This is a genomic window from Streptomyces sp. (genome assembly GCF_036524955.1).
GTDB lineage: Bacteria > Actinomycetota > Actinomycetes > Streptomycetales > Streptomycetaceae > Actinacidiphila.
The window spans coordinates 1-12,111 of the sequence record NZ_DATDBG010000079.1 but is presented as its reverse complement, the minus strand read 5'-3'; the positions used below and the strand labels follow the sequence as shown (position 1 = coordinate 12,111).

The 12,111-nt window shown below is 73.4% G+C and carries 8 protein-coding genes; 6 read left to right on the top strand and 2 right to left on the bottom strand.

Going from position 1 to position 12,111, the window contains the following annotated elements; all coding sequences use genetic code 11:
* The first annotated feature begins 375 nt into the window (after positions 1 to 375).
* On the top strand, positions 376 to 1,029 hold the full coding sequence (locus VIW71_RS07090) for a hemerythrin domain-containing protein (protein ID WP_331621137.1): 654 nt from the start codon (positions 376 to 378) through the stop codon (positions 1,027 to 1,029).
* A 308-nt stretch (positions 1,030 to 1,337) separates the two neighbouring features.
* Here VIW71_RS07090 and VIW71_RS07085 read toward each other — a convergent pair whose 3' ends face one another.
* Positions 1,338 to 2,258, bottom strand: a complete 921-nt coding sequence (locus VIW71_RS07085) for a zinc-binding dehydrogenase (protein ID WP_331621136.1) — start codon at positions 2,256 to 2,258, stop codon at positions 1,338 to 1,340.
* A 486-nt stretch (positions 2,259 to 2,744) separates the two neighbouring features.
* A complete protein-coding gene (locus VIW71_RS07080) occupies positions 2,745 to 3,746 on the bottom strand; it encodes a beta-ketoacyl-ACP synthase III (protein ID WP_331621135.1) in 1,002 nt (333 codons plus the stop codon).
* A gap of 978 nt (positions 3,747 to 4,724) precedes the next feature.
* Here VIW71_RS07080 and VIW71_RS07075 point away from each other — a divergent pair.
* From VIW71_RS07075 to VIW71_RS07055, 5 genes are all read left to right on the top strand, one after another.
* A complete protein-coding gene (locus VIW71_RS07075; protein WP_331621133.1) occupies positions 4,725 to 4,964 on the top strand; it encodes a hypothetical protein in 240 nt (79 codons plus the stop codon).
* 136 nt (positions 4,965 to 5,100) lie between these two features.
* On the top strand, positions 5,101 to 5,907 hold the full coding sequence (locus tag VIW71_RS07070) for an HlyD family efflux transporter periplasmic adaptor subunit (protein WP_331621132.1): 807 nt from the start codon (positions 5,101 to 5,103) through the stop codon (positions 5,905 to 5,907).
* On the top strand, positions 5,904 to 8,177 hold the full coding sequence (locus VIW71_RS07065; protein ID WP_414720683.1) for an NHLP family bacteriocin export ABC transporter peptidase/permease/ATPase subunit: 2,274 nt from the start codon (positions 5,904 to 5,906) through the stop codon (positions 8,175 to 8,177). The genes VIW71_RS07070 and VIW71_RS07065 overlap by 4 nt, the downstream gene beginning before the upstream one ends.
* A 49-nt stretch (positions 8,178 to 8,226) precedes the next feature.
* Positions 8,227 to 11,187 carry an NHLP bacteriocin export ABC transporter permease/ATPase subunit gene (locus VIW71_RS07060; protein WP_414720682.1) on the top strand — a complete coding sequence of 987 codons (2,961 nt, stop codon included), beginning with the start codon at positions 8,227 to 8,229 and terminating at the stop codon, positions 11,185 to 11,187.
* Positions 11,188 to 11,266: 79 nt separating this feature from the next.
* Positions 11,267 to 11,767, top strand: coding sequence for a metallophosphoesterase family protein (locus tag VIW71_RS07055; protein WP_331621131.1), 501 nt, complete (start codon positions 11,267 to 11,269; stop codon positions 11,765 to 11,767).
* The last annotated feature ends 344 nt before the right edge of the window (positions 11,768 to 12,111 follow it).

Sequence of the window (12,111 nt, the reverse complement as noted above, 5' to 3'; positions counted from 1 at the left end):
ACGGTGAGCAGGTTGGACCAGCCGAGGGCTGACGCACGAACTCGCGCAGTGGCCGGCCGAGGAACGAGGCCGTCCGCTGGGGGCAACCCCGGCCGAAGGCTGGGGGAGAGTGAGCAGGAAACCCGAGCGAATATCACCATTTACCGGCCGACAGGGAATTCCCCGCGTCGGCCCACATGCGCCCCGGATTCCCGTACAGGACGCCGACCCGCACATCAATGACCACCGCCCCCCGTTGCGCATGGCCGTTACAGCGGATTACCGGGCGCGGGGCGGCCGGCCGACCGAGTAATGCGACCGCACCGCGTGGACCGCGCCTGCCTGGACAGCGCGCTCCGCCGCGGGTGCGGCACGCCGTCAACAAGGAGGCAGGAAATGAGTATCGACACCGGAGCCGGCGCCACGTACCGGCTCGACTTCACCATGATGTACGCGGTGCACGACGCCTTCCGGCGCGACCTCGCGCTGCTGGTGGCGGCGACGGACCCCCGTACCGGCAGCCTGCGTGCCTTCAAGGAGGGCTGGGCCACCTTCAAGTACTACCTGACGATTCACCACACCGCCGAGGACGCCAGCCTGTGGCCGCCGATCCGCCGCAAGGCCGGTTCCGACCCGGAGCGGGTGGCGCTGCTGGACGCGATGGAGTCCGAGCACGCGGTGCTCGACCCGCTGATGGACTCGATCGACGCGCAGCTCGCCGCGGGCGACACGGCCCGTCTGCGGGAGACCGTCGAGGAGTTGAGCACGGCGCTGCTGGGCCACCTGGACCACGAGGAGGTCAAGGGCCTGCCGCTGATCGACGCCGTGCTCAACGAGAAGGAGTGGGACGACTTCGGCGAGGAGCAGCGCAACCAGGTCGGCACCAAGGGAGCGGCGCAGTTCTTCCCCTGGCTGCTGGACGGCGCGGCCGACAGCACCGAGGAGAAGGTGCTCGGCCTGGTCCCGCCGCCCATCCGGTTCCTCTACCGCAAGCAGTGGCGCCCCCGCTACCTGAAGCGTTCGCCGTGGGGGCAGATCTCCCGCGCCTGACAGGGCCGGGCCCGCGGCGCACGCCGCCCCCTGGCCGACACTCGCGCGACCCACAGGCCGGTCCTCCCCTCGGGGAGGACCGGCCCTTTCGTCGTTTCCGGGGGTGCGAGACGGCCGGGTGCCCCGGAGCCGGTCGCCGGCGGCCCGGGGCCCGGGGCCCGTCCGTGGTCAAGGGCTGACGCACGAGCTCGCGCAGGGTCCGGCCGAGGAACGAGGCCGTCCGCTGGGGGCAACCCCGGCCGAAGGCTGGGGGAGAGTGAGCAGGAAACCGAGCGAAGAGCGGCCGGCGCCGCGCGGGTGAGGGCGCGTCAGAGCACCAGCACCACCTTCCCGTTCACCTGCCGGTCCTTCAGGCCGCGTAACGCCGGCGCCGGGTCGGTCCAGTCGGCGACCCGCGCGACCTGCGGGTCGAGGCGGTTCTCCACCACGAGCTGGACCAGGAAGGCCAGGTCGCCGGCCACGTCGTGGCGGGTGATCTCGTCGAAGAGGTGCAGGTAGTGCAGGCTCACGCCCGGCCGGGCGCGGCCCCAGTCGGCGGGCAGCCGCAGTTCGGCGCCGGCGGTGTTGCCGAAGGAGACCACTGTGCCCCCGGGCACGACCGCCCGGAACGCCTGGGAGAGCACCTCCCCGCCGCAACTGTCCAGCAGGATGTCGACGGGTTCGGTGTGCTTCGCGCCGTACAGGTCCACGACGTCCGCGCCGAGCCCGTCGAGGCCCTGCGCGCGGTCGGCCGAACCGACCCAGGCGATGACCCGGGCGCCCGCGGCGGAGGCGAGTTGCACCGCGACCCGGCCGACGCCGCCGCCCGCGCCGGTGACCAGTACCGTACGGCCGAGCAGGCGCCCGGCGCGCTGGAGCGCGTAGAGCGCGGTGAGGCCCGCGACGGGCAGGGCGGCTGCGGCCGGCCAGTCGAGGGAGACCGGGAGTTTGGCGAGTCTGCCGGTGTCGAGGGCGACCCGCTCCGCCCAGCCGTCACGGTCGGCCAGGCCCAGTACGCGAGTGCCGACCGCGGGACCGCGGCCGTCGGCCGCCGCGTGTACGACGGTACCGGCCACGTCCCAGCCGAGCCGGGAGCCCGGCGGAAGGTGTGCGGTCAGGGAGAGCTCACCGCGGTTCACGGCGACCGCGCTGACCGCCACGACCGCCTGTCCGGGCAGGAGTTCGGGTTCCGCGACCGAGTCCAGCCGCACTCCGGAGTCGCCATCTGTTGCTGTGACGAGGGCTTTCACGAGTTACCCCGCTTTCTTCGCACATCACCAGTGGGGGCGGGGAGACGGCACGCGTCCGGGCACCGGTGCGGGTCCCGCACGGTCACCCGGCGGCCCCGCTCACCGACCCTGCGTCGGCGCCCCGCCGTCCACTGTGAGTGTCAGGTCTTTGTCCAGCGTTGTTCGAGCCTTGTGTGCCTCTCCTCCTGTCTATGTAGAGCACTGCGACCCGCCGGGTGTGACGGTCGGCGGACCTCGTACTCGCGCGGACGCGGGGGACGGTACCGCCACCGGGGCCGCGACGAGAGGAACGACGCAGGTCAGGGCGGCCGTTGGGGCGTACCGGGGGCCAGATCGGAGCCGACGGCCGGCCCCTGCGAGATCCGTCACACGGCCGGGCGCCGCCGGACAACCGGGCCGCGCCTGCCGCAGCCGCGGGGCGGGCCGCGCGCTCGGCAGGCGTACGGGGTGGGGTGCGCGTACCGGCCAGGCCGTACGGACCGGATCTCACGGCAGGGTCGCGACCACCGCCGCGTACGACAGGCCTGAGCCGTAGCCGAGCAGCAGCGCGGTGTCACCGGAGACCGCTGCGCCGGAGGAGAGCACGGTCTCCATCGCCAGCGGGATGGAGGCGCCGGAGGTGTTGCCCGAGGTGACGATGTCCTTGGCGACCGTCACCCGGGCGGGCAGGCCCATGGACCGGGTCATGCTGTCGATGATGCGCTCGTTGGCCTGGTGCGGGATGAACGCGTCCAGGTCGTCCGCTTCGATCCCGGCTGCGTCCAGCGCCTGACCGGCCACCTTGGCCATCTCGTAGACCGCCCAGCGGAAGACCCGCTGGCCGTCCTGCCGCAGCGCGGGGAACGGGTGTCCGGGGTCGTCCCGCAGGGCGTCCCAGGGCGCGCTCTGCCGGATGGCGTCCGCCTGGGAGCCGTCGGCGCCCCACACGACCGGGCCGATGCCGGGGGTCTGCGAGGGGCCGACGACGACCGCACCGGCGCCGTCACCGAAGATGAACGCGGTCGAACGGTCCGTCAGGTCGAGGATGTCGGACATCCGCTCCACGCCGACGACCAGCACGTGGCCGCCGCGGGCGCGGACCGCGTCGGAGGCGAGCACCACCGCGTGCACGAAGCCGGCGCAGCCCGCGGAGACGTCGAACCCGGCGGCGCGGGTCGCGCCGATCCGGTGGGCGATCTCGGTGGCGACGGCGGGGGTCTGCATCAGGTGGGTGAAGGTCGCCGCGATGACGCAGGTGATGTCGTCCGGGGCGATGCCGGCCATGGCGACGGCCTTGCCGGCGGCGTGCTCGGCCATGACGCCCAGGGTCTCGTCCGGCCCGGCCCAATGCCGCGTGACGATCCCCGTTCTGGAGCGGATCCACTCGTCCGAGGAGTCGATGTGCCGGCAGATCTCGGCGTTGTCGACGACCCGCCGGGGGCGGTACGCGCCGACCCCGAGAATCCGGCTGTGCGGGGCCCCTGCCGGGGCGGCGATCCCAGTCTTCATACGAGCCTTTCGGAGGCTGTCAGCCGCGGTGGCTGAACCTTGCGCCAAGCGGGAGTCCGCGCGCGCCGCCCGCCGGCCATGCGCAGCCGCCGGAGCGCGCGGAGTCTCCCCGACCATGATCCTCCGCCGCCCCGGCCGTCACCGCCCCACCCCCCGTTTTTGCCGGTCAACCCACTTGTGGGCAGCACACTTGCACCCCGCACGGCGGTTCCGCGAACCGGCACGATGCCGGCACTTACGTCGCGGCCCTGACGAACCCCGGCGCCAGCACGGAGGCGTTCGGAGTCCGCCTGCTCGCTCACCCGGTGCCCCGCCCCAGGAACCGAGCCGACCGGCTGACCGAGCCACCGCTCCCCCGCCGGACCGGCCGCCGGCGCCTCGTCGCGAGGTGTCCGGCGGCCCCGATTCCGCAGTGCCGCCGGCCAATTCGGCAACCGTATTCCTCCGCACTTCCACGTGCCCGTCCGTGAATAGTGCCACCCGGCCGAGCAATTCCCGGGTGTCCGCCGTAAGAGGACATCGCCCCACATGCCCGGATCATGTGTGCTCTTGGCCGAACTGGAGGTAGGAATACAGGTTTCGGCGGGCCCGCACAGCACAGTCGCAGAAGCTGCACACGCACACCCCGCGCACGGTCGCAACGGACCGGGGACGGCGCCGTAAGCGCAGGCGTGTTCGAGAATAATTGCTGGTGGGAGGCCCTTCTGGCGGCCAAGCGGCGATACCTGTGAAGGAATCGTTCGGATTCCGTGGGCACCGGATCACCGTCGCGCACAATCGCACCGAAAGTCCGGCCGGGCCAACTGGCCGGACCGCCGCCGACGTGCTTGTATCGTGCGCCATACGGGAGTTGAGAGCACGCATTCCGGCAGGTCCGGGCGGGCGCGAGACGACCGTTGCGGCGGCCTGTTCGGATATGTTTTCGGGCCGGCCGGCGCCTTTGAGAAATGTTTCAGAACGATGAAGGGAAACGCAGTCATGCGTAAGGACTCCACGCCCCAGGTCGAGACCCGCGAGATTTCCGACAGCGACCTGGACAACGTCTCGGGCGGCGTCGGCGCGGGCGGCGGCGTCAGCCTCGCCGGCCTGGACATCGCCGGTGGCGTTTCGATCGACGGCGTGACCGACCTGGTCTCGACGGCCACCTCCCTGGCGCCGGTCGGCCTCGTGGGCCTGTCCAGCCCCACCGGCTCCGTCCACGGTGGCGCCGGCATCTGAGCCAGGCGATCACCCCCCGTGGACCCCGGACCCCCAACGGTCCGGGGTCCACGGGGTTTCACCCGTGGCCCCGCAACAACCCGAAGTCCCGCACCAAAGGGAACAGGGGGTCTCCCCCGCGCGAAGGAAGAGGTCCGTGGAGTTCCGGCAGAAGGCGCTCTCCAAGCTCCGGTCCCCCGACGAGCTGGATCTGCCGGTGCGTTTCGCCCGGCCGCAGCACCTGCTCGTGCTGGCCGTGACGCTCGTCGTGGTCGCGGTCGCGGGTGTCTGGGCGGTGACCGGCACGGTGTCGTCCAAGCTCGACGTGCCCGGCGTCCTCACCCACGCGCAGGGCAGTTACGTGCTGCAGAGCCCGCTCGCCGGGCAGGTCGTGGACGTGCGGGCGAAGGAGGGCGACTCGCTGCCCGCCGGCGCGCCGCTGCTCTCCCTGCGGACGGGTACGGGCGTGCGGCCGGTGCGGACCGTGGCCGCCGGCCGGGTGGTCTCGCTCTCCGCCGGGATCGGCGCGGTGGTCTCGGTCGGCGCCGATGTGGCGACCGTGGAGCGCGTCGCGCGTACCGGCGACCCACTGGTGGCGGTGTTGTACGTGCCGGACGGCGGCGCGTCGGCGATCCCGGTCGGCGCGGCCGTGGACCTGACCGTCCAGTCGGTCCCGGCCCGGAGCTTCGGGCGGCTGCACGGCACCGTCACGGCGGTCGGCGGCGAGCCGCAGACGCCGCGGCAGATCACCGGCTTCCTCGGGGACAGCCGGCTGGGCGAGGCCTTCTCGGCGAAGGGCACTCCGGTGGCGGTGACGGTCCGGCTCGACCGGTCGGCCGGCACGCCCTCCGGGTACGACTGGTCCTCGCAGGCCGGCCCGCCGTACCGGCTCAGCTCGATGACGACGGTCAGCGGCTCCGTACACCTGTCCGCGCAGCGTCCGATCGACTGGCTGCTGCCGTGAGCGCGCGGCACAGTCCCGAGGCGGACCGGCGCCGGCGGCGCCGCCCCGAACCGGTGGCCGTGAGCCCGCGGCGCCGCGCTCCCCGGGGGCGGAAGGCGGTCCGGAGCCCCCGGAGGCAGCGGGCCGTTCGCACCCCCACCGTGCTCCAGATGGAGGCCGTGGAGTGCGGCGCCGCGGCGCTCGCCATGGTGCTCGGGCACCACGGCCGGCACGTACCGCTTGAACAGCTCCGTATCGCCTGCGGTGTCTCCCGCGACGGGTCCCGCGCCAGCAACCTGCTCAAGGCGGCCCGCGGCTACGGCCTCCAGGCCAAGGGCATGCAGATGGAGCCGGCCGCGCTGGCCGAGGTGGCGGCGCCGGCCATCCTGTTCTGGGAGTTCAACCACTACGTCGTCTACGACGGCACGGCGCGCCGTCTGGGCCGCCGGGGCGTGCTCGTCAACGACCCGGCCAGGGGCCGGCGCTTCGTCCGCATGGAGGACTTCGACACCAGCTTCACCGGGGTGGTGCTGACCTTCGAGCGCGGGGCCGGCTTCCGCAAGGGCGGGCGCAGGCCCGGGGTGCTGAGCGCCCTGCCGTCCCGGCTGCGCGGCACCTCGGGCACGATGCTGGCCGCGGTACTGGCCAGTTTCCTGCTGGTGCTGGTCGGCGCGGCGGTACCGGCGCTGAACCGTACCTACATCGACAGCTTCCTGATCGGCGGCCAGACCTCGCTGCTGGGCACCCTCTTCGCCTCACTCGGGACCATGGTGGCGCTCACCGTCGCGCTGACCGCGGTGCAGCAGGCGAACCTGCTGCGCGGGCGGATCATCTCCTCGACGCTGAGCAGCGCCCGGTTCATGCGGCATCTGCTGCGGCTGCCCGTGCAGTTCTTCGCGCAGCGCAACCCGGCGGACCTGGTCCAGCGCCTGCAGACCAACGACTCGGTGGCCGAGACGCTGGCGCGGGACCTGGCGGCGGCGGGCGTGGACGCGGTCGTGGTGCTCCTGTACGCGGTGCTGCTCTGGTCGTACGATCCCCAACTGACCCTTGTGGGTGTGGCGGTGGCGCTGCTCAACGTGGCGGCGATGCGGATCGTGGTACGGATCCGCGCGACCGGCACCCACCGGCTGCGGGCGGACACGGCGCGGCTGACCAACACCTCGTACAGCGGGCTCCAGCTGATCGAGACGATGAAGGCGACCGGCGGCGAGAGCGGGTACTTCCGCCGCTGGGCCGGGCAGCACGCGGCCACGCTGGACGGGCAGCAGCGGCTCGGGGTGCCGAGCGCCGCGCTGGCCGTCGTCGCACCCGCCCTGGCCGCGCTCAACAGCGCGCTGATCCTGCTGATCGGCGGGCAGCGCGCGGTCGAGGGCCGGATCTCGGTCGGCCTGCTCGTCGCCTTCCAGGCCCTGGTGACCAGCTTCACCGCGCCGGTCACCCGGCTGAACGGGGTGGCCGGTCGGGTGCAGGACTTCGCCGCGGACGTCACCCGGCTGAAGGACGTGGAGAGTTTCCCGGTGGACGCGTTGTACGCGCGCGGCCCCGGGCCCGACGCGAGCGCCCGCAGGCTGAGCGGACACGTGACGCTGGAGAACGTCACCTTCGGGTACAGCCCACTGGACCAGCCGCTGCTCAGCGACTTCTCGCTGTCGGTGGGGCCTGGCCGGCAGGTGGCGCTGGTCGGCGGCTCGGGCAGCGGCAAGTCCACCGTCTCCCGGCTGATCTCCGGCCTGTACCGGCCCTGGGAGGGCGTCATCCGGATCGACGGGCACCGTCTGGAGGACATCCCGCGGGGTGCCCTGTCCGCCTCGGTCTCCTTCGTCGACCAGGACGTCTTCCTCTTCGAGGGCACCGTCCGCGACAACGTGGCGCTGTGGGACCCGTCGATCCCCGACGAGGACGTGGTCGCCGCGCTGGAGGACGCCGCCGTGCACGACGTGGTCGCCAGGCGTCCCGGCGGCATCCGCTGCCGCGTGGAGCAGGACGGCCGCAATTTCTCCGGGGGCCAGCGGCAGCGTCTGGAGATCGCCCGCGCCCTGGTACGGCGGCCCACCGTACTGGTCCTGGACGAGGTGACCAGCGCCCTGGACGCGGAGACCGAACAGGTCATCATCGACAACCTGCGGCGCCGCGGCTGCGCGTGCGTGGTGATCGCGCACCGGCTGAGCACGGTACGGGACAGCGACGAGATCGTCGTGCTGGACCGTGGCACGGTCGTGGAGCGCGGGAGGCACGAGGAGCTGGTGGCGGCCGGAGGGACCTATGCGGAACTGGTCAGGGAGCGCTGAGGTGACGTCGTTCCCCGCGGTTCAGGGGATTCAGGGGATTCAGGGGCCCGTGACGGCGGTGCCGGAGCCGGGGGCCGGTGGTGGTGTTCCGGGAGCCGGCGACGGAGGCGTCGTTCCGGGACCCGGGTACGGGCCGGGCGACGTGGTGATCGGCGCGCTCGGCGGGCTGGGCGCGCCGGTCGACTGCGCGGGGCTGCGCAGCCTGCCGCTGGAGGGGCCGCACGTGCTGTGGCTCGTCGTGGCCGGCGCGATGGACCTCTTCGCGGTGGACCCGGCGGGGCAGGGCCACTGGCACTTCCTCGGCCGGCTGGAGTCGGGCACGCTGCTGCTCGGACCGGTGGAGGGCCCGCACCACACGCTGGTCAGCAGGCCGGCGCAGGAGTGCGTGGTGCGGCGGATACCCCTGCGGGAGCTGACGCCGACCGCGTACCCGGGTGCCTTCCACGAGTACGACGGGTACAGCGGGTACCAGCAGTACGGCGGGTACCAGCAGTACGACGGGCACGGCCGGTTCGGCGGGCACGCGCCGTACCCGTATGACAGCCCGCTGGAGGACGCCTTCGCGCGCGGGCTCGGGCGCGGTCTGCGCGTCCTGTTCGAGGCGCGGGTGGACGGGCGGCCGGCCACCGAGAGCCCGACGGCCGACGACGACATCCTGTGGATGCCGGTGGACCCGGGCAGCGTGCGGTACGGGGCCGCGTACGGCGCGGAGAGCGCCGCCGACCTGCTGATCGACGGCGCGATGTGGCAACGCGTGGTCACCCAGCAGTCGCGGCTGCTGACCTCGCTGGGCCGCTGGATCGAAGGGCTGGAGCGCGCCCACGAGGAGCGGGCGGCGGCGGGCATGGCGGCGGGCCGGGCCGCCGGCGCGCAGGCCGACCAGGCGTTGCTGGCCTCCATCGACCGCTCCGCGGGCAGGGCGGCCGAGGCCGCGGGCCGCGCTCCCGACCGGACGGCAGACGCCGCGCTCGCCGCCTGCCGTCTGGTCGGGGACGCCGCCGGCATCGAGGTGTCGGCGCCCGCGGGCTCGTTCGACAGCCGGGTCCCGCCGGTGGAGCGGGTCGCGCTGGCCTCGGGCTTCCGCACCCGTACGGTCCGGCTCGGCGGGCGGTGGTGGCGGGAGGACTGCGGTCCGCTGGTCGGTCACCGGGCCGGTACGGGTGCGCCGGTCGCGCTGCTGTGGCGCCGTGGCCGGTACGAGGCGGTGGACCCGGTCAGCGGCGAGCGGACCCCGGTCGGCGGTGCGGACGCGGACCGGTTCGAACCGGACGCCGTGATGTTCTACCGCCCGCTGCCCGAACAGCCGGTCTCCCCCTGGCGGTTGCTCCGCTTCAGCCTGCACGGCACCGGGGCGGACCTGAGCCGTCTGGTGGTGGGCAGCCTGGTCGCGGTCGGCCTCGGCGCGCTGGTGCCGATCGCCACCGGCCAGGTGCTCGGCTCGTACGTCCCGCGCGGCGAGAAGGGGCTCATCGTGCAGGCCGCGCTGGCGATCGTGGCGGCGACCGTTGTCTCGGCGGCATTCATGCTGCTGCAGAACATCGCCATCCTGCGGATGGAGGGCCGGATCGAGGCCACCTTGCAACCGGCCGTGTGGGACCGGTTGCTGCGGCTGCCCACCCGGTTCTTCGCGCAGCGCTCCACGGGCGAACTGGCCGGCGCCGCGATGGGGATCAGCGCGATCCGCCGGGTGCTGTCCGGCGTCAGTTCGGTGGCCGTGCAGTCCGGCACGGTCGCCGTGGTCAACCTCGTCCTGCTGCTGTGCTACAGCGTTCCGCTGGCGCTGGTGGCGCTGGCCATGCTGACCGTCGTCGCCTCGGTCTTCCTCGCCGCCGGTCTGTGGCAACTGCGCTGGCAGCGCCGCCTGGTGGAGCTGGGCAACACGCTCAACAACCGGGCCTTCCAGACCCTGCGCGGACTGCCGAAACTGCGGGTCGCCGCGGCGGAGAGCTTCGCGTACGCCGCATGGGCGACGGAGTTCGCCCGCAGCCGCGAACTGCAGCAGCGGGTCGGCCGGATCCGGAACCTCACCACCGTGCTCAATGCGGTCTACCTGCCGCTGTGCACGCTGCTGATGTTCGTGCTGCTGGCCGGGCCGGCCCGCGGGAGCTTGTCCGCGAGCGGATTCCTCACCTTCAGTACGGCCGTGACGATGATGCTGGGCTCGGTCACCCAGCTCACCGGCGCGCTGGTCTCGGCCGTCGCCGTACTCCCGATGTACGAGCAGATCAGGCCGGTGCTGGCGGAGCGGCCCGAGGTGCGTACGGGCAGCGCGCAGCCCGGTGTGCTGGCCGGCGGGATCGAGGCGAAGGGCCTGTCCTTCCGCTACTCCGACGACGGGCCGCTGGTGCTGGACGACGTGTCGTTCCGGGTACGGCCGGGCGAGTTCGTGGCGGTCGTCGGTGCCAGTGGCTGCGGCAAGTCCACCCTGCTGCGGCTGCTGATCGGCTTCGACCGGCCGGTGGCGGGCAGCGTGCTCTACGACGGTCAGGACCTGGCCGCACTCGACCAGGCGGCGGTGCGCCGCCAGTGCGGGGTGGTGCTCCAGAACGCGCAGCCGTTCACCGGTTCAATCCTCGACTGCATCCGCGGGTCCGAGGCGTACTCGCTGGAGGAGGCGTGGGAGGCCGCGGCGATGGCGGGCCTGGCCGAGGACATCAAGGCCATGCCGATGGGCATGCACACCGTCATGTCCGACGGCGGCGGGGCGGTGTCCGGAGGCCAGCGCCAACGCCTGATGATCGCCTCGGCCCTGATCCGCCGTCCCCGCGTGCTCTTTCTCGACGAGGCCACCAGTGCCCTCGACAACGCCACCCAGCGCACCGTCATCGACAGCACCCGCGCACTGCGCGCCACTCGCGTCGTCATCGCCCACCGCCTCTCCACGGTCATGGACGCGGACCGGGTGATCGTGCTGGCCGACGGCCGCGTCGTGCAGCAGGGCCCGCCGGGGGAGCTGCTGGCCGAGACGGGCGGGCTCTTCCGTGAGCTGGTCCAGCGGCAGATCGGCTGAGAACGCGGTGCCCGCCGGGCGGCGTTCCGGGTTCCCCCGGTCCGGGTGCGGCCTTGTGCGCGGCGCGGGAGGATGAGGCGTGCGACTGCTGCTGATGTCCGACACGCACGTGCCGAAGCGTGCCAGGGGGCTGCCCGGGCCACTGCTCGCGGAGGTCGGGCGCGCGGACGTCGTGATGCACGCGGGTGACTGGGTGGACGTCGCGACGCTGGAGCTGCTGGAGGGGCGGGCGGGGCGCCTCGTAGGGGTGTACGGGAACAACGACGGGCCCCGGTTGCGGGCGCGGCTGCCCGAGGTGGCGCGGGCCGAGATCGGCGGGGTGCGGTTCGCGGTGGTGCACGAGACCGGTGACGCGCGGGGCCGCGAGGAGCGGTGCGCCCAGCGGTTTCCCGGGGTGGACGTGCTGGTCTTCGGGCACAGCCACATCCCGTGGGACACGACGGCGCCGGGCGGGCTGCGGCTGCTCAACCCGGGGTCGCCGACCGACCGGCGCCGGCAGCCGCACTGCACGTACATGACGGCCGAGGCGGCCGACGGCCGGCTCTCCGGGGTCCGGCTGCACCGTCTGCCGACGGCCTGACCTCCCGGACCCCTACCGGCCGCCGGCAGGCCGGCCCTCGGCCCGGCTCGGTGCGCACGGCACGCGGTGCTGGACGGGCTGCGCGGCCGGGGGGCGCCGCCCGCTTGAGCGGCCCGTTCGCCCGCCCACCGCCCTCGCCCCGGCTCCGGCGCACGCGGGGAGGGTCCCGGCGGAGTCGGGGAGAGTCACACCGTGTCACCCCCGCCGGGACCTGGCCTTCAGCGGGCTGCACGCCGCCACGGACGCGATCGCCCGGCTCGGGCTGCTCCATCTGCGCGGCGGCGTATGGCGGGGGCAGCGGCTGCTGCCGGCGTCGTGGGTGGCCGAGGCGACCCGCCCGCACA